This window comes from Streptomyces sp. NPDC015032 (assembly GCF_043080425.1).
In the GTDB taxonomy this organism is placed as follows: domain Bacteria; phylum Actinomycetota; class Actinomycetes; order Streptomycetales; family Streptomycetaceae; genus Streptomyces.
This window is the reverse complement of record NZ_JBIBVN010000011.1, coordinates 85,300-110,918: the sequence shown is the minus strand read 5'-3', so window position 1 is coordinate 110,918 and position 25,619 is coordinate 85,300. Positions and strand designations below refer to the sequence as shown.

Genomic DNA, 25,619 nt, shown 5'->3' with positions numbered 1-25,619 from the left:
AACGGAGAACCGCGATGCGGAAGATACTCATAGTCGGAGCCGGCCAGTCCGGTCTCCAGCTCGCCCTCGGACTGCAGTCCAGAGGGTACGAAGTCACGCTGATGTCCAACCGCACCGCCGACGAGATCCGGTCCGGCCGGGTCATGTCGACCCAGTGCATGTTCCACACCGCGCTCCAGCACGAGCGCGACTACCAGCTCAACTTCTGGGAGTCCCAGGCCCCGCGCATCGAGGGCCTCGGCGTCTCGGTTGCCGCGCCCGACTCCTCGCGTGCCGTCGACTGGGTCGGCAAGCTGGACGGCTTCGCCCAGTCCGTCGACCAGCGCGTGAAGATGGCCGGCTGGATGGAGACGTTCGCCCAGCGCGGCGGACAGCTCGTCATCCATGGCGCCGCCGTCTCCGACCTGGACTACTTCTCCCGCGCCTACGACCTGGTGATGGTCTCCGCGGGCAAGGGCGAGCTGGTCTCCATGTTCGGCCGGGACGCCTCCCGTTCACCGTTCGACGCCCCGCAGCGCGCCCTGGCCGTCGCGTACGTCCACGGCATGGGCCCGCGCCCCGAGCACCCCGAGTTCGACGCGGTCCGCTGCAACCTGGTCCCCGGTGTCGGCGAGCTCTTCGTGATGCCGACCCTGACCACGTCCGGCCGCGCCGACATCCTGTTCTGGGAGGGCGTCCCGGGCGGCCCCCTCGACGTGTTCCAGGGCATCAAGGACCCCTCCGAGCACCTGGCCAAGACGCTGGAGCTCCTGGAGCGGTTCCTGCCGTGGGAGTACGCCCGTGCCACCAAGGTCGAACTGACCGACGCCAACGGCACCCTGGCGGGCCGCTACGCCCCGACCGTCCGCAAGCCGATCGGCCGGCTGCCCAGCGGCGGCCTGGTGCTCGGTGTGGCCGACGTCGTCGTCGCCAACGACCCGGTCACCGGCCAGGGCTCCAACTCGGCCTCCAAGTGCGCCAACGCGTACCTGGACTCGATCGTCGAGCACGGCGACCGGGAGTTCGACGCGGACTGGATGCAGGCCACGTTCGACCGTTACTGGAACACCGCGCAGCACGTCGTGAAGTGGACCAACGCGATGCTCGGCGCACCGCCGGAGCACGTGCTGAACCTGATCGGCGCCGCGGGCCGGCTCCAGCCGGTCGCCAACCGCTTCGCCAACGGCTTCAACAACCCGGCGGACTTCGAGAACTTCTTCTTCGACCCGGAGAAGGCCAACGCGTACCTCGCCGAGGTGTCCGCCGCGTCGGCCGCCTGACGGCAGCAGCCGGGCCGAGTCCCGTCGGGAATCCGACGGGACCCGGCCCGGCTGTTCTGTACGGACGTCGCCGCCCGGGTGCCTACTCCTCGGGCGCCGACGACGAGCTGTACCCCGAGTCCGAGCCCCCGGTCGCACCCTGCGGGAGCTGCGGCGCCCGGTACGCGGACAGCGGCGCGGCCTGCGGATCCGGTCGTACGGCGCCCAGCAGCGGGTTCGACGCCACGGGGGAGACCTTCACCTGCGAGCCCGGCCGGGGCGCCTGCACCACCTGGCCGTTGCCGATGTACAGCGCCACATGGGTGGCCTTCGGGAAGTAGATCACCAGGTCGCCCGGGCGCAGGGCGTTCAGCGGCACCTTCGGCAGTTGCCGCCACTGCTCCTGCGAGGTCCGCGGAATGATCCGGCCCGCCTTCGCCCAGGCCTGCGACGTGAGTCCCGAACAGTCGAACGAGTCCGGCCCCTCCGCGCCCCACACGTACGGCTTGCCGATCTGGCCCATCGCGTAATTCACCGCCTCGTCGCCCGCCCGGGACGGCGGCCTGGCCGAGGGCAGCGCGCCCGAGGTGACCAGCGCTCTCTGAGCCTTCGCCGTGCCCTGCTGCTCCAGCCGGGACACCTCGGCGAGCTGAGCGGTGGAGAGTGCGGACAGTTTCGTCTCGACGGCCTTGAGCCGCGATCGCACCGTGTCCCGCTGCTTCTTCTGCCGGGCGGCCAGGACCTGCTGCCGGTCCAGCGCCTTGCGCGATTCGGCCGCCAGCTCACCGGCGCGCTTTTCGGCGCCGGTGAGCCGCTTCACGGTCGCCGCCCGCCCGGCTGCCGCATGCCGGAGCACATGTTCCTGGTCCAGGAGGTGCTCGGGATCACGGGCCAGCAGCAACTGCAGGTACGACGAGATGTCCGACCGTCCCTGATACTGCTCCCGGGCCAGTTGCCCCGCCGCGTCCCGGCTGTCGGCCAGCGCGACCCGGGCGGTGGCCGACAAGGCGTTGAGCTTCTTCGCCTGTGCCGTACGTTTCTTCAGCTCCGCCGCGGTCCCGTTGTACGTCTCGGTGGCCTCCTCGGCCCGCTGGTACAGCTTCTTCAACTCGGTCAGCAGCTGGGCGACGCCCTTGCCCGCGGCTGCCGGGCCCAGGGCGGGAGGGGGTGCGGCAGCGACGGGCGGCTTCGCGGCGTCGCTCGCCGCGGGGCCCGGCCCCACGGGTGCGGCGGCCGTCGGCGAGGCCACGGCGATCGTGGCCAGTGCCGTGGCACAGGCCACGCTCAGGACTCCGCCTGACACGACATCACCTCCGGTGACGGGGCGAATCATGGGAATGCCCTAGAAGCGGGCGTAACGCATCAATACGGTCACCCGGTGTCAGGAGATGCAAGAACCCTGGGGTGTGGCGACAGAGGGGTTCGCCCGGAAGGCGGTGGACGGGTGGCGGGTGCGGGTGGCGGGTGGCGGGTGCGGAGGTCCGGGCTTCGGCCACGGTCTGTCCGGCGGCCTGCGATGCGGAGTCGTTCCGGGTGGACGGCCGCGGTCTCCCGTAGCGGGTGGCGAGGCCGCGCCACCGCTTCATCCGACTTCATCCGGGCGGCGCACCGCTCGACGGTGTCGCGTCGGCGTCATCCCCGGTGGGCGTACGACGGCAGCCGCTTCCCCAAGCTCTCGGCCGCGTTCGAGCGGGGAGGCCCCGTCCTCGCCGCGCTGCCGGGGCGTCCGCATACATCCGGTACGCGGACGTCCCTCCGCCTTGCGATGCGCCGCGTCCGACGCCGCGCGCCGATCCGCCAGGGACTGCCGGACAGCCCTCAGGCAACCGGGAACGCGTAGAAGATCCGGTCGCGCTGGACGACGGCGGTTCCGCCGGACGGCAGCACCCGGTACGGAGCGGTGACCGTGGCTCCCTTCGGGTCCTGGGAGCCGATGTCCTGGAACTTCCACAGTCGCCGTCCGTCCTCCGCCGCGAACGCGGTGACCTGGGACGCGTCCGCGGCCAGCAGCGTCCTGCCGGTCGTGCTGAGGGCCACCGCGGGGGCGGTGGCGCCGAGTGCCGCCTCCGTCGAACGTCGCCAGCGCGGCCGGCCCGTCTCCCGCTCGACCGCGCCCACTTCCTGGTTGCGGTTGGTGGTGTGCAGCAGCGTGCCGGTCACCACGGGGGTTCCGTACGGGGTTCCGGTGGTGCCGTTCAGCGTCCACTTCGGCTTGCCCGTGGGGAGTTCGAACGCCTGGAGACCGTTGCCCACCGCCGCGTACAGCAGAGCCCGGTCGTCGCCCGTGGCCGCGGCGTCCGGCGCGACCGTGCCGAACGACCGGCTCCACAGCTGCTTCCCGGTCTTCTGGTCGAAGCTCCGGAAGACGGCCTTCCCCTTGGCGGCCTTCAGGTCGCCGGGCGTGAGCGTGGCCGGGCTCTGGCGCACGACGAAGTCGGTCTGTCCGGTCGCGATCAGCCGGTACACGGGGGCGGCGGGGCCGCGCCCGGCGGGCACGGGGGTCCGCCACAGCTCCTTGCGCCGGAGGACGTCATAGGCGAAGAGGTACGACGTGACGACCTGGGTGTCCTTGCCGCGCTTCTTGCCCTTCTTCGGGGGCGGAGCCTTGACGGTGACCTTGTGGGAGCCCGTGAACCAGACCACCGGACCGAGCGTGCCGACGATCTCCGACACCGTGAGATCCGGCGCCCCGGTGAACTGGTCCGCGTAGCCCGCCCGGTGCACCGTCCTGCCGTCCTTCGACGACAGCCACAGGAACTCGGACGGACCCGCGACGAAACAGAGGTCCTTCCCGGCCGGCAGCGCGGCGCGCCCCTGGGCGGCGTCCGTGCTCTCCCAGACCCGCCGCCCGGTGCGCAGATCGATGCCGGCCGCCCCGCTCTCGCTGGTCAGCACCAGCAGCCGGCCGTTCCAGAGGGCGGCGGTGAGCGGCGGCGGTTCGGTCGCCGGGTGCCGGTACACCCAGCGCGGCCGCGGTGGCAGCCCCGCGACGGCGGGACCGCTCCGGCTCGGCGCGGGCTTGGCGTCGTCCGTGTCCCCGTCGCCGGAGCCCAGTGCGAGCGCCCCGCCGCCACCGACCACCAGCCCCGCGGCCCCGGCGGCGAGCCCGATGAAGAGGCCGCGCCGGTCGAGGGCGGGGGAGGCCGCGGTGGCGGGAGCCGCAGGGGCCGGCAGCGGATGGGGCGGCATCGGCGCCGCGGGCGGGAGCCCGGCCGGTGGCCCGGCGGCGGGCCCGGCAGGCGCGCCGGTGAGCTCGCGCGGGACGGACAACTGGGTCGTCGGCCGGTCGGCCCTCGGTACGTGGCGCCCGATGTCGCCGAGTTGAGCGGTACGGGTGTCCTGGGCGGGGGCGGGTTCCGGCGCGAGTCCGTGGGCCGGTGCGTCGGCCGGCCCGCCGGCCGGGGGCGCGTCCGCGGGGCCATGGGCCGACTCGCCGGCCGGCCCGCTCACCGGCGCGTCCACCGGTTGCCCCGCCTCGGTCAACTCACGTACACGTATGCCCTGTTCCGTCACCGCGGCCGCCAGCGGCTCCGGCAGCCAGCCGTTCTTCGCCGGGTCCGCCGCTTCCTCCGGGGTCAGCTCCGCCGCCACCGCTCCCGCGCTGGGGCGGTCGGCCGGATCCTTCGCCAGACAGCGGGCGATCAGGTCACGCAACTCCTCCGGAACCGCGCCGAGTTCGGGGGCGGTACGGGCGATGCGCTCGGCGCCCTCGGCGGCCGGGCCGTCGGCGAGCGGGGTCGTACCGGTCGCCGCGTAGGCCAGCAGCAGGCCCAGTACGAAGAGATCGGAGGCGGGGCCGGGTTCCTCGCCCTCGACCTGCTCCGGGGTGAGGTAGGCGAGCCGTACGGACAACTGCCCGCCGGGCCGGGCCTCGGCGGCGGCCGCGGCGGCCAGCGGGCCGAACCCGGTGAGCCGCGGTCCGTCCTCGGCCAGCAGCACCGTGCCGGGTGCCAGGCCCTGGAGCACGGCTCTCGTGGTGTGCACATGGGAGAGGGTCCCGGCGATGCCCGCGCCCAGAATCCGCACGGCCCGTTCGGGGAGCGGACCCATGACCTCGATCGCCTCGGCGAGCGTCAGCGCGGGCACATAGGGGCCGGCCGTCCACAACAGGCCGTTGTCCGCGTCGTCGTCCGGGCCATCGGCCGGCGCGCCCGGCTGCGGCGGGACCCGGCCGCCGGTCAGTCGGTCCGCAGTGCGGGCCTCCGCCAGGAAACGGCGCCGGAAGGCGGGCAGCGCGGCGAGTTCGGGGCGGGCGGTGGTGAGCAGCACGGGTCCGCCGGCCGCCGCGTCGTGTGCGAGGTACTGCACGGCGCTCGCGGTCTCGCGGAACCGCGCCAGCACGGTGTACGGACCGATGCGGCGTGGATCGTCCTGACGCAGCGCCTCCATGGCGCACCCCCTTGCTGACCGTGCCCTGGCACCAGAGCGTCGATCTTAGACCGGCCGCCCGGCCGCGCCGGGTCCCGTCTTCTCAGTCCGGCTTCGACCAGGGCCACTTGGGGCTGTGCCGCTCCCGGCCCTCGGGGGCGTACTCGTACACCCAGCCGCGCGGAATTCCCAGCCGTCCGGAGTGACCGGCCGGGACCCGGCGGTACGCGTACACGGTGGCGGGCCCGCCGTCGGCGGCCGGTACCGGGACCTCGTACCACTTGGGCGGATGGCCGGTCGGGCCGACCAGGACCGGCAGTACCCGCCCGTCCAGGGGGCCGCCGGTGAAGGGGGTGTTCTCGCTTCTCACCGCCCCAGTCTGACCGATCAGCTCCCGGGCAGCAGATGAGCCGCTCCGCCGACGACCGGGACCAGCCGCTCCGCCAGCCGTCCGGCCGGGCCCGCGGCGGTCTCCAGCGGCAGCAGTTCCGTCACCGTCGACGCGGTCTCCGGGTCCGAGGCCGCCGTTGCCGCCAGCAGCGCGATCAGCTGGTCGACCAGCCAGTCGCGCAGGTCGGCCGCGGCGGGCCGTTTGCCCTCGTCCAGCCAGATCAGGGACGCCGCCTCGACGGCCGCGATCCAGGTCCGCACCATCATCCGCAGCCTGGGTCCGGGCTCGTCCCCCGCACCCGTGCCGCCCCGGCCCAGGTGCATCAGGATCTGCTCGGCCGCCGCCCGCCGCACCTCGTCGACGATCGCCGTCGTACGGGACGTCTCCACAACACTGCCGCCGCGCAGCAGCGCGCTGAAACCGGTGTCGTGCTCGTCGACGAAGGCGAGATAGCGGTCCAGCACGCGCAGCACCCGCTCGGTGGGCGGTCCCACGGGCGGCTCGGTGAAGCACAGGATCAGCTTCTCGGCGGCGGATCTCAGCGCCGCCTCGTACAACTGCTGCCGCCCGCCCGGGAAGTAGCGGTAGACGAGCGGGCGGGAGACCCCGGCGACCGTCGCCACCTCGTCGAGGGAGACCTCGTCGGGCGCCCGGTGCGCGAACAGGGTGAGGGCCGCACCGAGGAGCTGGGTGCGGCGCTCCTCGACGCTGAGCCTTCGGTACGCACGGGTCGGCCGCGCGGCGGTGGTCATGCCATGAAGCCTAACGACCTCGCCCGCGACGCCGCTGGCCATCGCGGTCGAGGCCGTGGGCGCTGCGGGCGCGTGGACAACGGGGCGTCGCCTCAGACGAGCAGGCCCGAGCTCTTCCACAGCCTGCGTCCCACACCGTTCAGCACCCCGATGTCGTCGAAGAAGTCCGTCAGCCGCTTCGCTCCGCTCTGCATGACCTCCGCCCGGTGACCGCTCGCCCTCACCTGGGCGACGGCCTCGCGGCGGTCCAGGCCGACGCTCTCGTACACCTGCGGGTTGATGAAGCAGACGGAGAAGACGCGGGCCGCCTCGCCGCAGCTCACCCGGGTGAGTTCGCGCTCCCAGCGCGGCGCGGTCACCATCTGGCGGCGCAGCTCCTCGCGGGCGTACCGGACGTGCCGCGCCTCCTCGACGACATGGATGCGGGTCACGCCGCGCACCAGCGTCTGGACGCGGTCGTCCGGGAACGTCAGCCGCTGCATCCAGTCGAGGATCTCCTCGCCGAGCAGGGTCGCGGCGAACGAACCGGGTGTGGTGGAGACGGTCTTCAGTATCCGGGCGAGGTTGTGGTAGACGCGCGGTACGGGGTAGTCGGGCGACCCGCTCCACTTGATCATGCGGCCGAACATCATCGAGTGCCGGCACTCGTCGGCTATCTCGGTGAGCGCGTAGCGGACGTGGTTGCTGGTCGCCGGCTTGTCGTAGATGTGGCGGACCAGCAGCTGCATGAGGATGATCTCGAACCAGATGCCCAGTGAGGCCAGTGACGCGGCCTCGTGCCTGGACAGGGTCATCCGCTGTTCCTCGGACATCCTCCGCCACAGTGGGGTGTCGTAGAGCGAGACGAGCTCGGGCGGCCAGAACCACTTGCCGTCCTCGATCGCCGAGTCCCAGTCGAGGTCCTTGTCCGGATCGAAGGAGTGCTTGGCCGAGGACGCGAGCAGCCGTTCGGCGATCTGCTCGCGGTCCCGGAGCGGGCCGAGTGCATCGCGGAGCAGCTGCACGTCGCGTTCGGTCGCTGTGGTCATGGCTGGGCGCACCTCACCTTGGGTTACCGGCGGTCATTTCTTATAAGACTCCCCGTCAGTAGGGCCGTCAATCCCTTGCGCACGACTTGTTGACCCGGCGTCTACCAACGTGTGAACCTGCCAACTGGCGCAACCGCCACGGAACTTGCCGGAGCACGCAAGGCGAAAAGGAGCCGTCCGTGTCGACACACGACCTCTACACCACCGCCCCGGACACACCGCTCTGGCAGGTGCCCGCCTCCGGCGCGGCCCGCTTCAGCTGGGAGTACGACGACGGCCGCGAACGCCTGCTCGCCCTCTACCGGAAGGGCAAGGACAAGCAGTGGGACGGCAACAAGCGCATCGACTGGTCGTTGGAGGTCGATCCGGCCGACCCGCTCGGCACCCCGGATGACGTCCTCACCCTGTACGGCACCCCGCACTGGGCGAAGATGACCGAGAAGGACCGGGGTGATCTGCGCACGCACTACACCGCCTGGCAGTTCAGCCAGTTCCTCCACGGTGAGCAGGGCGCCATGGTCTGTGCGGCCAGGATCGTGGAGTCCGTCCCCGACCTGGACGCGAAGTACTACTCGGCGACCCAGACCATGGACGAGGCCCGGCACGCGGAGATCTACAGCCGGTTCCTGCACGAGAAGATCGGGATGCTCTACCCGGTCAACGACAACCTCCAGGGGCTGCTCGACGACACGCTGCGGGACTCCCGCTGGGACATGCCGTACCTCGGCATGCAGGTCCTCATCGAGGGCCTCGCCCTGGCCGCGTTCGGCATGATCCGCGACACGACGACCAAACCGTTGCCGAAACAGATCCTCGCGTACGTCATGCAGGACGAGGCCCGGCACGTCGCCTTCGGGCGGATGGCGCTGCGCGACTACTACAAGCAGCTGAGCGACGCCGAACTGCGCGAACGCGAGGAGTTCGTCATCGAGGGCTGCTATCTGATGCGCGACCGGCTCAGGGGCGCCGAGGTGCTGGAGAACTTCGGCATCGGCAAGCGGGAGGCCGGGGAGCTCTCCGAGCAGTCGCCGTTCCTGCGGCTCTTCCGCAAGCTGCTGTTCAGCCGGATAGTTCCGTGCGTCAAGGACATCGGCCTGTGGGGCGAACGGCTTCAGAAGGCCTACCTCGACATGGGTGTCTTCGAGCTGGGCGACTCCAGCCTGGACCTGCTGATGACCCAGGACGAGGAGCTGGCCGAGCAGCTGGACCGGGACCGGTTCGCGGCGGAGGAGCGGGCCAGGGTCGCCGAGGTCGAGGAGGCGGTGGCGCAGGGCGCGTCGAGCGCGTCGAGCCCGTCGGAGGACTGAAGCCGGCCGGGGACCGGGCCGGACCGGACCGGTCGCGGGACCGGGACCGGGCGGGGTGGGGCCGGCCGGCGGGGCCGGGGCCTCAGAGCCGTGAGACGAAGTCCCGCACCAGTTCCGCGACCCGCTCCGGATCCTCCAGCAGCATCGCGTGCGTCGCCCCGATGCCTTCGGCCGTGACGCCCGCCCGCTCCGCCACCAGCACCGCCAGATCCCGGGCCAGGCCGTGCCCGTACGCCTCCATCAGTTCGTCCAGCCACTCCAGGCCGGGCGTCGGAGGCACCCGGTGCAGGGCCCGGACCAGCAGCAACGGGCAGGGGACGCGGCGGAACAGCGGAAAGAGATCGAGGGCGTCCAGCGCATCCAGCATCTCCAGGGCGCACTCCCGCTCCGGCAGCAACTGCCATCCTCCGTCCGGGAGTTCCCGGGCGCTCGCGCGGAACGATGCCTCCGCCCGCGCGTACGGAATGCCCAGCCCCACGCTGTACTGGGCCTGCTGCTCGATGTACTCCGCGGGCATCCGCTGCCCCGCCGACGCACGGGCCATGCTCCCGATGTCGGCCAGCCGCCGCGCCACCTCGTCCGGGTCCAGACCCGGGTACTGTCCGGGCCTGCCCCACCAGAAGCCGTCCAGGTTCACCGCCCCCGGCACCCGGTCCGGCCGCTCGGCGGCGTACAGCGCGGCGACCATCCCGCCCAGCGAGTGCCCGACGGGAACCACGGCGCCGGTGACCCCCAGGGCGGCGAGGGTCTCGTCCAGATCGCCCAGCACCGCGTCGAACGACCAGGAGGAGGCGGCGCTCAGGCCGTGCCCGGGCAGGTCCACGGCGAGCACCCGGTGGCCCGCGGTGAGATGCGGGGCGACGCCGTCCCAGTCGGCGAGGGAACGCGAGGCCGCGTGGAGCAGGAGAAGAGCGGGCCGGCCGTCGTCGGGGCCGCTGTGATCACGCACATGAAGAACCGTCATGGAGCCACGGTAGGACGCGAAACGCGGCCCGGGATCGTTCGACAGCATGACGGAACAGGGCTCTTTCCCGGGCCATAATGGATGTACGCCGTCCGCCCGTCCCGGAAGCATGGCGTACATGACGACCCCGACCCCCCCTCCCTTCCCGCAGCTTCCGCGGCCGCCCGCCGACGCCTTGAAGGACCGGCCCCGGGGGACGCGTTCGGTGAGCGGTGGTTTCCGCCAGGTGTCGCCGAAGGCCGGTACGACGGTGGCGTTGCCGGTCTCGCTCGGCAGTCGCCGGACGAAGCGGGGTGCCCGGTTGGTGACCGCGTTCACCGGGGCGAGGGCGTCGACGAAGTCCTTCAGCCCGGGGGAGTCCTGGGGAATCGGAGACGGGCTGCGTTCACCCGGGCCGGTTCGTGGCCGGCCTGCGGGGTGCCGTGTGTCACGGCCGCACAGGAAGCAGCACCTTTTCCACCGCACCGGCCATGGTGAGCAGGGGGACGTCCGCCCCGCGCGCCGCAACCAGCTGGAGCCCGACCGGACAGCCGTCCGCAGTGAACCCGGCGGGCACACTCGCGGCGGGATGCCCGCTGAGGTTGAAGGCCCACGTCAGCGCGGTCGAGTAGCGCTCGCCCGGACCCTCGTGGCCGTGCGGGCGGTTGGGGGTGGTCGGGGTGAGCAGCAGAGGGGTACGGGCGAACAGGGCATCGAGCCGGAGGTCGTTCTCGCGCCGGATCTCTGCGGCGGCCGGGGACGGCCGACCGTCCCGGACCGCCTGCCACGCCTCTCGCGGGTCGAGCAGCCGGCACGTACGGTCCACGAGCCGCACCACCCCGGCCGCCACGAGGCGTCCCACCGCCTGCCGGACGACCGACCCGACCTCGGGGTCGACCTCCGCGTACCCCAGGTCGGGGCTGAGAACGGCGGGGACCGGGAGGACGGCCGACGCCGGTTCGCAGCCGTCCGGGCCGTTCGCAGCCGTCCGGGCCGTTCGGGCCGTCCGGGCCGTTCGGGCCGTCCGGGCCGTCCGGGCCGTCCGGGCCGTCCAGCACACAGCGCAGATATGTCTGGGCATGAGCCGCCGAACGGGCCAGCACCCCGGCGGACGCGAGACCGGACCGGTCCGGGGAAGGCAGCAGACCGTTCGTCGTCTTGAGGCCGAACACCCCGCACCACGCCGCCGGAATCCGTACTGACCCCGCCCCGTCGCTGCCGGTCGCCAGCTCCACCAGGTCCGCCGCGACCGCCGCCGCCGAGCCGGCCGAGGAGCCGCCGGGCGTGCGGTCGGGGCGCCACGGGTTGACCGTACGGCCGTGGGCCCCCAGCCCCCAGGTCTGCCAGGGCGTGCCGGGCCCGGGCACCGAGGTCGAGCCGACCGGGACGCCGCCGGCCGCGATCAGTCGCCGGGCCGCGTACGAACGGATGCCGGTCCGTCCCTTGACGGCGAACGGCATTCCTCCCAAGGGCAGCTGACGGGCCCGCTCCAGGTCGGCGCGTGCCCTTTCGGGCCACACCTCGATGAACGCGCACAGGCGCGGATCCTGCCGCCCGATCCGCTCCAGCGCCCGGCGCACCGCCCCCGCACCGGCAGCCGCACCACCACACGCACCCGCATCGGCACCCGTCACGCCGTCAGTCTCGCAGGGCCGCCTCCATGACGGAACGGGCGATCGGAGCCGCGCTGCCGCCGCCGCTGATGTCGGCCCGGTTCGCGGCGGCGTCCTCGACGACCACGGCGACCGCGACCGCCGGCCGCCCCGAGTCCGGCGCCTGCGCCCAGGAGATGAACCAGGCGTAGGGCCTGCCCGTGTTGTCGATGCCGTGCTGTGCGGTGCCCGTCTTGCCACCGACCGTCACTCCGTCGATCGCGGCGTTGGACCCGGTGCCCCGCTCCACGACGTCGACCATCATCGTCCGCAGCCGCATGGCCGTCCGCGGGTTCATGGCCTGGTGGTAGGTGCGCGAACCGTTCCGCTGGACGGTCGAGCCGCTTCTCGTGGTCGTACGGTCCACCAGATACGGGTACTTGAGGTCGCCGCCGTTCGCCACGGCCGAGGCCACCATCGCCATCTGGAGCGGTGTCGCCGTCGTGTCGAACTGCCCGATCGACGACAGCGCCAGCTGGTCGTCGCTCATCCTCGTGTCGAAGTTGCTCTTCGCCACCCCCGACGGGATCTTCAGCCCGGTGTCGTTGAAGCCGAACTTCCGCACCGCGTCCACCATGCCCTTCAGCCCGACCCGCACTCCGAGTTCCGCCATCACGGTGTTGCAGGAGACCCGGATCGCCTCGGCGAGCGAGGCGTTCTCGCAGCCCTCCGCCTCATTGGGGAGCGTGGTCGTCGTGCCCGGCAGTACATAGGGGGACGGGGTGTCGGTCCCGGCGTCGGGATCGGTGACCACGTCCGCGTCGAGCGCTGCCGCCGCCGTCACGATCTTGAAGGTGGAGCCCGGCGGGTACGTCTGCCGGATCGCCCGGTTGAGCATCGGCTGGCTCTTTGCCGCGTTCAGCCGCTCCCAGGCGTCGGTGACGGACGAACCGGTTCCGGAGAGCTGCCCGGGATCGTACGAAGGGGTGGAGACCAGCGCCAGGATCCTGCCGGTAGACGGTTCGACGGCGGCGACCGCGCCCCGGCGCCCGCCGAGCCCGTCGAAGGCGGCGCGCTGCATCGAGTCCTTGACGGTCGTGACGACATTGCCGCCGGGCTGCCGGCTGCGGGTGATCTCGTTCCACAGCGGGAACGGGGCGAGCATCGAGTCGGTGCCGGAGAGGATGCCGTCCTCGGCGTGCTCGATCAGGGTCGTGCCGTACGTCTGCGAGGCGTAGCCGGTCACCGGCGCGTACAGCGGACCGTTGCGGTACGTGCGCTCGTACTTGAGCTGCTCGCCGGTGTTCTCGGAGCCGGTCACGGATGCGCCGCCGACCAGGATGTTGCCCCGCGCCTGGTGGTAACGGGCAATCGTGAGACGGCGGTTGGCCGGGTTGTTGTTCAGGCTGTCGGCCTCGAAGACCTGGACACGGGCGGCGTTCACCAGCAGCGCCACGAGCAGCAGGAGGCAGAGCGCGGCGGCCCGGCGGATGTAACGGATCACGGCCTGGCCTCCGGGGCTCGTGACGGGTACGGGAGCGCGGCGGGCGCATACGGGGTCACAGCTCGTCCTTCCTGATCGGCGCGATGACTCCGGTCTCCACCTGGTCGGGGTGGGGCCGGCGGGCCTGGTCGCTGACCCGGATCAGCAGCGCCACGATGATCCAGTTGGTGACGACGGACGATCCGCCCTGGGCGAGGAACGGCATCGCCATGCCCGTCAGTGGGATCAGCCCCATCACTCCGCCCGCGATCACGAACACCTGGAGCGCCAGGATCGAGGCCAGACCGATCGACAACAGCCGCCCGAAGGGGTCGCGCAGCGCGAGCCCGGCCCGGTAGCCGCGGGCGACGAGCAGGGTGTACAGGAGGAAGACCGCGGTCAGCCCGGTCAGGCCGAGCTCCTCGCCCGCGGTCGCCAGGATGAAGTCGGACTTGGCGGCGAAGCCGATGAGGATGGAGTGCCCGAGCCCGAGCCCGGTGCCGAGCATCCCGCCCGCGGCGAACGCGAACAGCGACTGGGCCAGCTGACTGGGACCCCGGCCCGCCTTGATGGTGGCGAACGGGTCGAGCCAGTCCTGGACCCGGCTGTGCACATGCGGCTCCAAGGAGCCGACGACGAACGCGCCGAGGGCGGCGAGCAGCAGGCCCACCGCGATCCAGCCGGTCCGGCCGGTCGCCACGTACAGCATGATCACAAAGAGGCCGAAGAAGAGCAGCGAGGTGCCGAGGTCGCGCTCCAGGACCAGGACACCGACACTGAGCAGCCAGATCGCCACGATCGGGCCGAGCACCCGGCCGGTGGGGAGCTGGAGCCGCCAGATCCGGCGGCCGGTGTAGGCGAGGGCGTGGCGGTTCGCGGCGAGATACGCGGCGAAGAACACGGCGAGCAGGATCTTGGCGAACTCGCCCGGCTGGAAGGAGAATCCGCCGACCCGGATCCAGATCTTGGCGCCGTTCACCGCCGGGAAGAAGATCGGCACGATCATCAGGACCAGGGCAGTGGCGACCGAGAGATAGGCGTACCGCTGGAGCACCCGGTGGTCGCGCAGGAGGACGACCACCGCGATGAAGAGCGCCACGCCGAGCGTGGACCAGATCAGCTGGGTGGGGGCCGCCTGGTTCTTCGGGGTCTCCAGGTCGAGCCGGTAGATCAGCACCAGTCCGAGACCGTTGAGCAGTACGGCGATGGGCAGCAGCAGCGGATCGGCGTACGGGGCACGCAGGCGGACCGCGAGATGGGCGAGGAGGGCGAGCAGCCCCAGGCCGGCGCCGTAACCGGCCACATCGGGCGGGACCGCGTTGTTCCGGGCCAGGCCGACGGCGGCGTAGCCGAAGACGGGGATGAGGACGGCCCCGATGAGGAGCAGCAGCTCGACTCCGCGCCGCTTGGGCAGACGTAGATCGGGCGGGGGAGCGTCCGCCGTCGTTGCGGTCATGCCACGCAACGTAGCAAGAGGTGGGGTCTATTTCCCTTATGTCATAGCGGATATGTCTGCCGACATGTTCGTGCCGGTCTGCCCCACGGCCCACGTCCATGGGGCATGGTGGTGACACATCGTCACTTCGGTGCTGCCGTGGGGGCGTGACGGTGGCGCATCGTCACTTCAGTGCTGCCGCCCGGGTGCCGGACCGTCCGGGCTCTTTGGTGTTTTATTGTTTGGTCGTACGTACTCGGGGAGCGTCAGCCGGGCCACCGCGCCGCCGTCCCCGGCGTTGCGGAGGACGAGTTCGGCACCGATCACCTCCGCCTGCCCGACGGCGATGGTCAGCCCGAGCCCGTGTCCCCGGCCGGCGCCCTCGGTACGGAACCGCTGCGGGCCGCCCTCCAGCAGATAGTCCGGAAACCCCGGCCCGTGATCGCGTACAGTCACCGTCGGCCCGTCGACCGTCAGCACCACCGGAGGGCGGCCGTGCCTGTGCGCATTGGTGATCAGATTGCCCAGCACCCGTTCCAGGCGCCGTCGGTCGGTCTCGACCCGTACGGGTTCCTGCGGGTGCGCCGCGCCGGTCTCCCCGAAACGGATCACGGTCTCCGTCCCGGACGCGCCCACCACGCGTTCGACGAGCGGCGCCAGTTCGTGCACATCGAGATCGACCCGTTCCGTACGGGCGTCGAGCCGGGAGATCTCCAGCAGATCCTCCGTGAGCGCCCGCATCGTGCGGACCCGGTCCCGCACCAGCTCGGCCGGGCGCCCCGGCGGCAGCAGTTCGGCGGCGGCCCACAGTCCGGTCAGCGGGGTGCGGAGCTCGTGCGCCACATCCGCGGTGAACCGCTGCTCGGTCAGCAGCTTGCGCTGGAGCGTGGACGCCATCGTGTCCAGCGCGTCGGCCACGATCGCCACCTCGTCCTGCGGGCGCGAAGGGTTCCTCGTGCGCGGGCCCTCGACGCGGGCGTCGAGGTCGCCCGCACTGATCCGGCCCGCCACCTGGGCCGTGTGGTGCAGCCGCCGGGTGACCCGGGTGACGGCGAACGCTCCGACGAGGAGGGTGGCACCGGTGGCCAGCAGGGAGGAACCGATGATCGCCCCGTCGAGATCGTTGATCGTGCGGGCGCTCTCGCTGTAGTCCACCTGGGTGGCCAGCGCCCGGCCGTCGGCCGGAGCCGCCGCCCACATGGCGGGGCGCCCGTGGTCATAGGCGACGAGCGTGCCGCGTTCGCCGTCCACCGCCAGGGCACGCAGGGAGGCGGGCAGTCCCGGCGGATCGATGCCGGACCCCGGCGGGAGGGCCTCACCCGTCTCGTACGCGGTGGTGACGTCCGCCAGCCGTGACAGCGCCTTCTCGCGGGCCTCGGTGACGGTCTGGCGGGTCACCTCGCCGTGGACCAGCACGCTCAGCAGCGCGGCGAGGGCGCAGCACATCACGGTGATGAAGAGGGCCGACTTCCAGGTGAGCGTCGCGGTCCAGGAAGGCATGCGCGGCACGCGGCGCCCGGTCCCGCGCTGCTCCGTTCCGCGTTGCTCCGTCCCGGGGTGCCCGGCCCCGCGCCACCTCACCGGCGCTCCGCGAAGATGCCGGCGGACGGTGCGGGGGTGGACGGCGCGGCGGTGGGCGGGGTGGCCGTGGGGTGCTGCCGCGGGGGCCGGGGCAGCGGCATCCGCAGGATCTCGTCCCGGGTCGGCAGCATGGCGCGCTGCCGGTCGTCCCAGGTCCAGGCGGTGCGGTACTCGTACCCGGTGATGGCCGACGGCACCCGCATGATCAGGTCCCGCCCCGCCAGTTCGACGCTGATCACGGCGTCCGTGGTGGACAGGATCCGGGTCAGCCCGCCCGCCTCCGGCATGTAGACCCGTACCGAGAGCTGGTGGTCGGCCAGCCGGATGCCGAGCACCAGGTCGTCCTTGCCGTCGCCGGTCAGATCGCGGTAGTAGGGCCGCAGCACCGGACAGGAGGCCGGTTCGCTACGGCACGCGTCGATGCGGCGGACGGTGTCGGCGGGGAGGTCGGCCGTGTCGGTGGACCGGTTGGGCCGGGCCTTCAGGCCGGCCTGCACCACCGCGACCGGGTCCAGGCGGTGCACATCGCCGTGCGGCACCTTGATCCCCGGGATGCGCGCGGTCTCGCCCTCGCCGTAGTCGTACGGTGCGGAGGAGGCGGGCGGCAGGCCGGGCCAGAGCCGGGCGGGCCCGACGGCGTTCGGTGCCGGTCCGGCGCTCCGCAGGCCGCCGCCGACACCGCAGCCGCCCAGCAGCGCGGCGCCGACGACGGCCCCGAGGGCCGCCGCCGCGCGATGTCGTACCCGGCGTTGCGGACGCATCACATCCTCCCTTCCCGCGATCCATGCCCCATAGACCTTATTCGGAAGGAAGTCTTTTATGCCTATTTAATCCGTTCGTGTGATGCGCGATGCCGCTCGGGTGCCGCTCCGGATGCCGCCCGGGGCGCTGTGTCAGCGCTGGTAGGGGTTCTGTCCCTGGCCGCCCGGCGCGTATCCAGGCTGTGCCTGCGCCTGCGCCTGCCCGAACGGGTTGCCGTTCTGCGAGGCGGCATGCTGGGCCAGCAGCTGTTCGGCCTGTTCCTTCGGGATCTGCTGCTCCCCGCCGCAGAACGTGCACTGCGTCGCGAACTTCGTCGAGAACGGGAACAGCGGCACGAAGAACAGCGTGAACTTGGTCACACGCTTGCGCAGCGTGTGCGCGGCCGGATTGCCGCACCAGCCGCAGACCAGCGTCAGGACAGCCAGTTGGTACAGATAGCCCCGTGTGCCGAAAATGATCATATGGTGGGTCCCTTCCCCGTATCACCCAGGAGAGCCTGCCGGCAGAACGCCAGCAGCTTTTCGTCGTCGTACGTGTCGTGGCTGCCGAATCCGCCGTCCATCGCGTTGTGACGGCGTACGGAGGCGAGCTCGGCGCGCAGCACGTGCTCCGCGTCCGACCCTGCACCGGCCACCCCCCTCCGCGCCAGGCATTCCGCCACCCGGACCCGGACACGATGGTGCTGCTCCCAGGCCGCCAGGAGCACCGGCACGGACTCGTCGGCCCGCCCGGTCACATCCCACAGCGCGATCGCCGCGTCCACCCGCAGCAACGGATCCTCGTGCCGGAGCAGCGCGCGCAGCCGGGGCGCGGTCACCGCCGCCCGCGTCCCGAGCCCGCCCAGCGCGTTCACCGCGGAGCGCCGCTCGCGGAAACGTTCCGCCTGCAGGCCGTCGATGAGCACCGGCAGTACCGCGTCGGCCTCCCCGGCCACCGCCCACAGGGCCTCCGCAGCTTCGATCGCCGAGGTGTTCCCGGGGCGGCGCAGCAGCGTACGCAGGTCCGGTACGGCACTGTGCGCGGCGGGCCCGAACGAACCGAGCGCGCGCAGCGCCGCCGTATGCAGCCACTCGCCCCGGTGCTCCGGCGCACCGCGCAGCACCCGCAGCACCTCCGGCATCGCCTCGTCCGCCCGGAGCGCGGCCAGCGCCGTGAGCAGCGGGCCCGCCCGGTCGTACGCCGCCTCGTCGAGACGGACCTCGCCGAGCCTGCGGCGCAGCACCTCGGTCAACGGGGCCGCCGCCGATCCCAGATGGCCGATGGCGGACCCCACATCGTGCGGCACCTCGGGCCGCTCCAGCGCCGCGGCCAGCGCGGGGACGGCACGCGCATCGCCCAGCCGGGCCAGCGCCTTCACCGCGCTGCCGAGCCCGGCGGGGCCGCTCGGCCAGTCCTGCACCCAGGCGTCGGGGTCCGCCGCCACCCGTGCGGCCAGCGCGTCGGCGGCGGGCGCGGCGAGCCCGAAGAGCTCCTCCAGCACATGCGCCGCCACCCCGGCCAGCCGCGGCTCCGGGGTCGCGAGCTGCTCACCGACCAGCCGGACCAGCTCCTCGTACGAGCCGCGCCAGACCCGGATCAGCCCGCTGCTCATCCGCAGCGCGTCGATGCGCTGCCGGTGGTCGGGGCTGCGCAACTGGTCCGCCAGCAGTGCCGTCCGCTCGGCGACCCGGTCGTGGAGACCGACATGCAGCGTCCGCAGCAGATCCGCCGTCCAGGGGGCGCCGGATCCCGGCGCATCCTCGTCGGACAGCGCCCGCAACTGCCCCACCAGGGTCGCCGGCGCGGCCCGCTCCTCCACGGGCGGCTCCCCGGCCCCGGCCGGCTTCTCGTTGTGCGCGTCGGCGGCCGCGGCCGCCTCGGCCCGGCCGGCCCGGGCTTCGCCGGCGGGGGCCGCCCCGGACCGGCGCGGCGGCGCCGACCGCAGCTGCCGAAGCAGCCCCGTCACCACGCGGACGACATCGCCCGGCAGCGCGTCCGGCACGCACCGCGCCAACTGGGCCAGGGCGGCGAGCCGCAGCCCCGGGGGGAACCCCTCACCGGCGAGCCGGGTCAGCCAGTCGGCCGCCTGCCCGGCCAGCGCGCGATGCCGCAGAGCGACCCGCCCGGCGGCCTCGACCAGGGCGAGCCGCACCTCCTCGGACGGCTCCACCGGCAGCCGCTCCCGCAGCAGCGCGAGAACCCGCGCCGGGCGGTTGTGGAGCGTGGCGAGCGCCAGGGGCGTGGCGAGCCGCACCCCCGGGTCCTCGTCGGCCATCAGCTCGCAGAACGCCCCGGCGCCCGCGGCGACGGCAGTCGCCGCCATCGCGTAGTTCGCCGCTCCCTCGATCTCCTCCTCGTCGATCTCGTCCTCGTCGTCCTCGTCCAGATCGATGCCGCCGATGCTGGTGAGCAGCTCGACGATGCTGCCCCGGTCCTGAATCCCGGGATCCACGACCAGTTCGAACAGAAAAGGTATGCAGGCCAGCGTGCAGTCGTACACATCGCCCTGGTGGTGAACGGCCCCGTACATGCCGTCCAGCCCCGCCTCGCGCTCCACCGGATCGCCGGATGCGAGACCCCGCAGCATCGCCGGCACATCATCGGCAGGCCCGTAGGCATGCTCCATCGAGGCCCAGTCGACCTCGTCGATCCCTGCGAACACGCCATCGCCTCCCCACGCAACTCCACGAAGCAGTGTCTGCGAGGAGTGTGCACCACGGCTCGGACGACCGCCTTCCACATGCGGTCTTTTCCTTACGGACATGACAAGATCATCCGTCATACGCTATGCGCTGAAGGGGCGAATTTCGGCCGTCTCCGAGGACCGGACGGGACGGCCTCTTTTCTGGCTTCTCCTCCGGCTCCGCCTACCGCGCGGTCGGCAGCGGCCGGGCCCGGTCCGCGTCGACGAGCGGGCCGAGCAGATCCCCGTACCGCTCCAGCCGCGCGCCCATGTCACCGGCCAGGAAGACCAGCTTCCGCGGCGTCCGGCACTCCTCGATCTCCGCCCAGGTGACGGGCGCCGAGACGGTCGGCTCGGGCCGGGCGCGCAGTGTGTAGGGGGTCGCGGTCGTCTTCGCCGCCGCGTTCTGGCTGAAGTCGACGAACACCTTCCCCGGCCGCAGGGCCCGCTTCATCCGGTGCACGACCAGTGACGGAAGCTCCTGTTCCGCCTCGACGGCCAGCCGTTTCGCGTACGCCGACACCTGATCGGCGGGGGTCGGCTCCAGCGGTACGAGCAGATGCAGCCCCTTCGATCCCGAGGTCTTGCCGTACGCGGACAAGCCGTCCGCCGCCAGCCGCTCGCGCAGCCACACCGCCACCGCGCAGCACTCCACAACGGTCGCGGGCGCGCCGGGGTCCAGGTCGAACACCATCCGGTCGGCGATCCCGGGCGCATCGGCCCGCCACTGCGGAGTGTGGAATTCCACCACCAGGTTGGCCGCCCACGTCAGCGAGGCCAGATCCTCCACGACCACCTGGGTGGCCTGCTCGTCCTCGTGGTGCGGCACAGCGGTGGTCCGTACCCAGGGCGGCGTACCCGGGGGCGGATTCTTCGTGAAGAAGAGCTGCCCGTCCGGCCCGTCCGGATAGCGCAGGAAGGACACCGGCCGGTCGCGCAGATGCGCTAGCAGGGCCTCCGTCGCGGTGATCGCGTAGTAGTGGAGCACTTCGCCCTTGGTGGTTCCGGTGGCCGGATACAGCACCTTGTCGAGGTTGCTGAGCGCCAGCCGCCGCCCCTCCACCTCTGTGATCGGCGTCATACGATAAGAATCACATGTTCAACGGATCTATCGGCAGTTATCGGACACAAGGGGTGAACGGTGAGATCCATTTGGAACGGTGCCATCTCCTTCGGGCTGGTCAGCATCCCGATCAAACTGGTCAACGCCACCGAGAACCACTCGGTCTCCTTCCGTCAGATCCACCTCGCCGACGGTGGCCGGATCCGCTACCGGAAGGTCTGCGAGATCGACGAGGAGGAGGTCGGTGCGGCGGAGATCGGCAAGGCGTACGAGGAAGCCGACGGCTCGTTGATCCCGATCACCGACGAGGACCTCGGTTCGCTCCCGCTCCCCACCGCCAGGACGATCGAAATCGTCGCGTTCGTGCCGGCCGCCTCGATCGACCCGCTCCAGATGGACGCGGCGTACTACCTCTCCGCCAACGGTGTTCCCGCGGCCAAGCCGTACACCCTGCTGCGTGAGGCGCTGAAGCGGAGCGAGAAGGTCGCCCTGGCGAAGTACGCGCTCCGCGGCCGCGAACGGCTCGGCATGCTGCGGGTGGTCGACGACGTGATCGCCATGCACGGCCTGCTCTGGCCGGACGAGATCCGCAGCCCCGAGGGCGTCGCGCCGGAGTCCGAGGTCACGGTCCGCGACGCCGAACTCGACCTGGCCGAGGCGCTGATGGACACGCTCGGCGAGGTCGATCCGGACTCGCTCCACGACGACTACCGCGAGGCGGTCGAGGAGCTCATCGCGGCGAAGGCCGAAGGCCGGAGCGTGGAGCCGGCGGAGGCGGAGGCAGCCGGCGGCGGCAAGGTCATCGACCTGGTCGCGGCGCTGGAGAGCAGCGTCCGGGCGGCGAAGGAGGCCCGGGGCGAGGAACCGGTGGAGGGGTCCGGGGAGGGGCCGGCGAACGCACCCGTGGCCGAGGTCACTTCGCTCACCGGCCGCAAGAAGTCGGGCGGAACCGGGGCGAAGAAGAAGGCTGCGGCGGCCACCGGGAAAACGGCCGCGAAGAAGTCGGCGGCGAGCAGGGCCCCCGCCGGGAAGACCGCCGCGCGGCCGACGGCGAAGTCGTCCGCCAAGACCTCGGCGGGCTCGGCGGGCTCGGCTGGCTCGGCGAAGAAAACCACCGCGAAGTCGGCCTCGAAGACGGGTGCGAAACCGACAGCGAAGAAGGCATCCCCCCGCAAGCGAGCCTCGGCCTGACCGCCGTACAGGCGCCCTGCGGCCGCGCGCGCAGCGCCGGGCAATGCCTTGTGCCCGGCGCCCGCGGCTCCGCGCGCGGCGCCGGGCACGAATGAGGCAGTGCCCCGCGCACGGCACCAGGCACGAACGATGCGGTACTCGTCGTAGCCGAGCGAGCCGTCGGGCAGCGTCTGGGTCTGGCCGACCAGGAAGCCGGTGTTCGGGTCGGCGACGGCCGCGATGTCCGCAGCCGTGCGCATCCGCTTCTTCCCGTTCGTCTGCGCGAGCGAGTCCGGGACGACGCCCCGTTGGTAGAACGGCTGCTTCACGGTCGAGCTGGTGCCGCCGCCCGCGCCGGAGGTGTACGAGCCGGGGAAGCCGGTCCAGCTCCTGCCGTCGCCGGCGAGGTCGGCCTTCAGCGTTCCCCAGCCGGTCCCGTACTGTCGCCGCCGCGCCGCGCCCTGCCGAGCCCTCAGGTGTGCGTGAGCGAGTCCGGCGGCCCGACGCCGAACGAGGGCGAAGTGGACACATACGTGCAGCCGGTGTACCGGTACCCGGGCTGGATCCTCGACTCGTCCGCGTAACTGCTGACAACCGTTGCGGACGAGCCGCCCCGGTGCTTGTACAGGAAGTGGTACTCGCCCGCCGGCAGCCGGAGCGTCACGTGCGGATAGCTCTTTCCCTTGGCCTTGCAGGCCGACAGGGAGGCGGTCAGCCCCGAGCGCGTCCCGCAGCTGCCGCACCCCTTGATGCCGGTCTTTCCGGTGACCGGCCCGGTGTACAGGATCTCGACCCCGTCCGGGGCGTCGTTGCTGATGACCAGTTCCATCCGGGCCCCACCGGGACTGCCCGAGGGCGGCAGGTGCTTGCCGGCCGCCGCCCGGGTTCCGGCGATCTCGGCGGCGATGGCGATGTCCCGGGCCCGCGCCCCGCGCTTGTCCTTCTTGTACGACGCGGCGAACTCCGTCAGCGTCAGCTGTGCCTGGCCGAACCGCTTGGCCTTGAACTGGGCGATTCCACAGGCGTATTCGCCGTTCTGGATGCCGCCGTCGGTCTTCGGGGCCAGCGCCGAGACGGACTTGTCCGGCATCGCGAGGGCGGCCGTACGGAGTCGCTGCAGCGTGTCCCTGGCGGCGCAGGGGTCGCTTCCGCGCACGGCCCGGTTCTGCTCCGAGATCTTCCCGGAGATTGCGGGCCCCACCTTCCCGGCCTCGGTGGAGTCGGGGAACGTGCGCAGCAGCTCGCCCAGTTCGTCGCTGTCCCTGCCGTTGGTCGGCACGGCCCCCAGCTTCGACACCCCGCACGCGTACAGCGAGGCGGCGAGCGGACCGTCGGGATAGCCGGCGAGATCGCCCAGCAGCTTCGGGTCGATCGACCGGGGTACGGTCCGCAGATAGGTCAGCGGCTCGATGGCCTCGCAGAGCTTCTTCTGCCGGTACGGCGCCGAGACCGCCTTGTAGTACACGTGGAGCCGCTTCGGTACGAGCTTCCCGGCCCTCGATCCGGCGTGTTCCTCGCCGAGGTCGCGGTAGACGGCGAGCGCCGCCTGGTAGTCGCCCCGTGCGGCGGCGAAGGGCTTGCCGGACGCGGCTTCGACACTCCGGTCGCCCCGGTCCAGCCGGTCGAGCAGCATCTGCTCGACGGCCTCGTCCCGCGCGGAGCCGTAGAGCACCACACCCCCCGCGGGCACCGCCAGCAGCACCAGGCCCACCCCGGCCGCCACCACCGGCCGCCACGACCCGCCGAGGGCGCGACGCCGGGCGGTTCGTGCCCCGTCCGCGGCCGCCAGGGCCAACACGGCCAGATACGCGACGACGATCCCCCGGGCCACCCCGCCGGGATCGGCCGGCAGCGCGACGAGCAGCAGGACAGCGGTCGCCGCCCAGCACAGCAGGGTCCTGAACCAGCACCGCATCAGCGCGTAGCCGAGCCCGAACCCACTGAGATTGAGCAGTGCCGCGGCAAAGGAGCGGAGCACACTTCCCGGTGGCGGCGGTCCGATGACAGGCGGCCGGCCGGGAGGCGGGGGAAGGGGCGGGGGAGTACCCCCGGAGCGAACCTGGTCGTTCCAACTCACGTCGGCCCCCCAACCGTTGAGCGAGTCGGGCCTCGAACCGCGCCCGGTTCGATTACCTTCTACGACGCCTCGAACGGTGTCAATCCGGACGGCGATCCCGCCCGCTGTCCGGCCGGTCGCGTTCCTCGGTCGGCGCCCGGACCATCGTGGTGATGCCGTGCCGGGGGCGTGCCGCCGGCCGGGCACCGGCGATGCGTACCGCGAGCGGCAGACCCGCACAGAGATCTACCAGGGCGCGCGCCTCCTCGGGCTGCGCCGCCACCCGGCCGTCGGCGAGGGTGGACTTCAGCAGTTCCACCGCCGCCTCCGGTGCGAGCGGCTCCAGATCGATCACATGCCCCCGTCGACACTCAGCCCCGGCAGCCGCCGACGGCTGGTCACCGCGGTCACACACTGCCCTGCGGTCACACACTGCCCCGCGGGCAGAAGCGGCCGGACCTGCGCCGCGGTGGCCGCGTCGTCCAGCATGACCACGAGGCGCCGGTCCGCGGTCAACGACCGGTACAGCGCGACCGGTTCGGCGAGGGCCGAGGGCACCCGCGGTGTCGGTGCGCCCAGGGCCCGCAGGAACCGCCCGACCACTTCGCCCGGGTCCACCGGTCCTCCCGGCGACTGGGCCCCAGATCCGCGTACAGCTGACCTCCAGGAAAGTGCGGACGAAGGGCGTGCAGCCAGGCCAGTGCGCCCGCGGTCTTGCCGACACCTCCCAGCCCGCTCACCGCCGCCAGGGTGGGATGCCCCTCCCGTGTGGCCCGGGCGCGGCGCACCTCCAGCGCACTCACCTCCGCCGTACGGTCGGTGATCCGGATCGAGGGCGGGAGCTGCCAGGGCGGCTTCGGCCCGCGGGTCTCCGACGCGGCCTGCGTGCGGATGTGAATGCCGCCGTACACGGTCCCCGACTGAATCGCCGGGCCAAGCACCGTACCGCTCACGTCGTTGTCACTGCGCTCGTGCCCCCGCACCGGTCCCCCACCGAACGGCCACCCGACAATGTCCTGGAGGACATCCTTTCCGCACGGACGACCGATACCCGGCCCGTGTCAAGAAGCGCTGCCGGCCCGGGCGTCGGCGGGCGTGGCCCTCACTGGGCCGGCGCTCCGGCCGCCGGCTGCAAAGACGGTGACGGCGCCGACCGGTTCCGGGGCCGGAGGATGGCCGAGGACAGGGCGGTGACGGCGATGAACAGCGCCAGGGGCCCGAGCGGCATCACCATGCTCGGCCGGACGCTGAGCTGATCGATGTAGTTTCCGACGGTGACGAACCAGCCGATGCTGCCGACGGCCACGGTCAGATACACGCGACGCTCCCTCAGCAGCCGCATGCCCGCCCACAACGCGGCGGGCATGAACAGCAGGGTGTTGACGATCGCCGCCGAGGACGCGGTATCCCCGGAGCCCCCGAGATCGCCGCCCACGTTCGCCGCGGCCTGCTGCCATTGGGACAGCGACAGGCCGTCGGACAGCAGCAGATGGGACAGGGCGGCGGCGATCACGGTCACGACCAGCGCCTTGCCGAGGCGACGGGCCACAGGTGTCGTTTGCATGGCGTCACGATAGGGCGCGTGCGCATCGGGGCCGGGAAGGGGGCCGGGCGCAAGATTCCCGGACGCGTCCTCCAGTAGGTGTACCCGGTCGCTCCGCCGGGACCGGCCAACTCCCGCCGTTACGGGGCTCATGGGGGGGGCGGGCAGTCCGCCCCGGGCCCGGACCGGGGGCGGCGCGAAGGGCCGGCTGATCACCGTCCGCACCACTCCGCGCCTATGCTCGC

18 protein-coding genes and 3 pseudogenes are annotated in these 25,619 nt (G+C 72.2%); 3 read left to right on the top strand and 18 right to left on the bottom strand.

Translation table 11 applies throughout. The features are described 5' to 3' along the window. Nucleotides 1-14 precede the first annotated feature (14 nt). On the top strand, nucleotides 15-1,259 hold the full coding sequence (locus ACF08M_RS18150) for a styrene monooxygenase/indole monooxygenase family protein (protein WP_392186241.1): 1,245 nt from the start codon (nucleotides 15-17) through the stop codon (nucleotides 1,257-1,259). Between the two features lie 82 nt (nucleotides 1,260-1,341). Here ACF08M_RS18150 and ACF08M_RS18145 read toward each other — a convergent pair whose 3' ends face one another. The 5 genes from ACF08M_RS18145 to ACF08M_RS18125 form a co-directional block, all read right to left on the bottom strand. Further along, nucleotides 1,342-2,541 carry an NlpC/P60 family protein gene (locus ACF08M_RS18145; protein ID WP_392186240.1) on the bottom strand — a complete coding sequence of 400 codons (1,200 nt, stop codon included), beginning with the start codon at nucleotides 2,539-2,541 and terminating at the stop codon, nucleotides 1,342-1,344. A 515-nt stretch (nucleotides 2,542-3,056) separates the two neighbouring features. Continuing rightward, nucleotides 3,057-5,627: a PQQ-binding-like beta-propeller repeat protein gene (locus ACF08M_RS18140; protein WP_392186239.1), complete on the bottom strand. Its 2,571-nt coding sequence runs from the start codon at nucleotides 5,625-5,627 to the stop codon at nucleotides 3,057-3,059. Between the two features lie 82 nt (nucleotides 5,628-5,709). Further along, nucleotides 5,710-5,976, bottom strand: coding sequence for a hypothetical protein (locus ACF08M_RS18135; RefSeq protein WP_392186238.1), 267 nt, complete (start codon nucleotides 5,974-5,976; stop codon nucleotides 5,710-5,712). 17 nt (nucleotides 5,977-5,993) lie between these two features. Further along, nucleotides 5,994-6,749 (bottom strand): TetR/AcrR family transcriptional regulator, encoded by a 756-nt coding sequence (locus tag ACF08M_RS18130; protein ID WP_392186237.1) that lies wholly within the window; start codon nucleotides 6,747-6,749, stop codon nucleotides 5,994-5,996. Nucleotides 6,750-6,841: 92 nt separating this feature from the next. Further along, nucleotides 6,842-7,777, bottom strand: a complete 936-nt coding sequence (locus tag ACF08M_RS18125; RefSeq protein ID WP_392186236.1) for a diiron oxygenase — start codon at nucleotides 7,775-7,777, stop codon at nucleotides 6,842-6,844. Between the two features lie 179 nt (nucleotides 7,778-7,956). On the opposite strand from ACF08M_RS18125, the gene ACF08M_RS18120 reads away from it, so the two are divergent. Continuing rightward, the gene (locus tag ACF08M_RS18120) at nucleotides 7,957-9,084 is read left to right on the top strand and encodes a ferritin-like domain-containing protein (protein ID WP_392186235.1); all 1,128 of its coding nucleotides are present in this window, start codon (nucleotides 7,957-7,959) and stop codon (nucleotides 9,082-9,084) included. Between the two features lie 82 nt (nucleotides 9,085-9,166). On the opposite strand, the gene ACF08M_RS18115 is transcribed toward ACF08M_RS18120, so the two are convergent. The 9 genes and pseudogenes from ACF08M_RS18115 to ligD form a co-directional block, all read right to left on the bottom strand. Then, nucleotides 9,167-10,048, bottom strand: coding sequence for an alpha/beta fold hydrolase (locus ACF08M_RS18115; RefSeq protein WP_392186338.1), 882 nt, complete (start codon nucleotides 10,046-10,048; stop codon nucleotides 9,167-9,169). Between the two features lie 427 nt (nucleotides 10,049-10,475). Then, nucleotides 10,476-11,607 (bottom strand): annotated as a pseudogene (locus ACF08M_RS18110) (amidase family protein). A gap of 58 nt (nucleotides 11,608-11,665) precedes the next feature. Then, complete coding sequence (locus ACF08M_RS18105) at nucleotides 11,666-13,123, bottom strand: penicillin-binding transpeptidase domain-containing protein (protein ID WP_392186234.1); 1,458 nt, start codon at nucleotides 13,121-13,123, stop codon at nucleotides 11,666-11,668. 55 nt (nucleotides 13,124-13,178) lie between these two features. After that, nucleotides 13,179-14,558, bottom strand: coding sequence for an FtsW/RodA/SpoVE family cell cycle protein (locus ACF08M_RS18100; protein ID WP_392186233.1), 1,380 nt, complete (start codon nucleotides 14,556-14,558; stop codon nucleotides 13,179-13,181). 168 nt (nucleotides 14,559-14,726) lie between these two features. Continuing rightward, nucleotides 14,727-16,037 carry an ATP-binding protein gene (locus tag ACF08M_RS18095; RefSeq protein WP_392186232.1) on the bottom strand — a complete coding sequence of 437 codons (1,311 nt, stop codon included), beginning with the start codon at nucleotides 16,035-16,037 and terminating at the stop codon, nucleotides 14,727-14,729. A 77-nt stretch (nucleotides 16,038-16,114) separates the two neighbouring features. Beyond that, nucleotides 16,115-16,879 carry a hypothetical protein gene (locus tag ACF08M_RS18090; protein WP_392186231.1) on the bottom strand — a complete coding sequence of 255 codons (765 nt, stop codon included), beginning with the start codon at nucleotides 16,877-16,879 and terminating at the stop codon, nucleotides 16,115-16,117. A 132-nt stretch (nucleotides 16,880-17,011) separates the two neighbouring features. Beyond that, complete coding sequence (locus ACF08M_RS18085) at nucleotides 17,012-17,341, bottom strand: zinc-ribbon domain-containing protein (RefSeq protein ID WP_392186230.1); 330 nt, start codon at nucleotides 17,339-17,341, stop codon at nucleotides 17,012-17,014. Beyond that, nucleotides 17,338-19,521, bottom strand: a complete 2,184-nt coding sequence (locus ACF08M_RS18080) for a HEAT repeat domain-containing protein (RefSeq protein WP_392186229.1) — start codon at nucleotides 19,519-19,521, stop codon at nucleotides 17,338-17,340. The genes ACF08M_RS18085 and ACF08M_RS18080 overlap by 4 nt, the downstream gene beginning before the upstream one ends. 205 nt (nucleotides 19,522-19,726) lie before the next feature. Then, entirely contained in the window at nucleotides 19,727-20,623 is an 897-nt protein-coding gene (ligD, locus tag ACF08M_RS18075; protein WP_392186228.1) for a non-homologous end-joining DNA ligase, read from the bottom strand. A gap of 60 nt (nucleotides 20,624-20,683) precedes the next feature. Between ligD and ACF08M_RS18070 the strand changes: the two genes are divergently transcribed. Then, nucleotides 20,684-21,796, top strand: a complete 1,113-nt coding sequence (locus ACF08M_RS18070; RefSeq protein WP_392186227.1) for a Ku protein — start codon at nucleotides 20,684-20,686, stop codon at nucleotides 21,794-21,796. Between the two features lie 128 nt (nucleotides 21,797-21,924). Here the strand turns inward: ACF08M_RS18070 and ACF08M_RS18065 are convergent. From ACF08M_RS18065 to ACF08M_RS18050, 4 genes and pseudogenes are all read right to left on the bottom strand, one after another. Continuing rightward, nucleotides 21,925-22,218 (bottom strand): annotated as a pseudogene (locus tag ACF08M_RS18065) (serine protease); the annotation flags it as partial. A gap of 29 nt (nucleotides 22,219-22,247) precedes the next feature. Then, nucleotides 22,248-23,753, bottom strand: a complete 1,506-nt coding sequence (locus ACF08M_RS18060) for a hypothetical protein (RefSeq protein WP_392186226.1) — start codon at nucleotides 23,751-23,753, stop codon at nucleotides 22,248-22,250. 211 nt (nucleotides 23,754-23,964) lie between these two features. After that, a pseudogene (locus ACF08M_RS18055) lies at nucleotides 23,965-24,814 on the bottom strand (NB-ARC domain-containing protein); the annotation flags it as partial. Between the two features lie 119 nt (nucleotides 24,815-24,933). Next, complete coding sequence (locus tag ACF08M_RS18050) at nucleotides 24,934-25,395, bottom strand: hypothetical protein (RefSeq protein WP_392186225.1); 462 nt, start codon at nucleotides 25,393-25,395, stop codon at nucleotides 24,934-24,936. Between the last annotated feature and the right edge of the window lie 224 nt (nucleotides 25,396-25,619).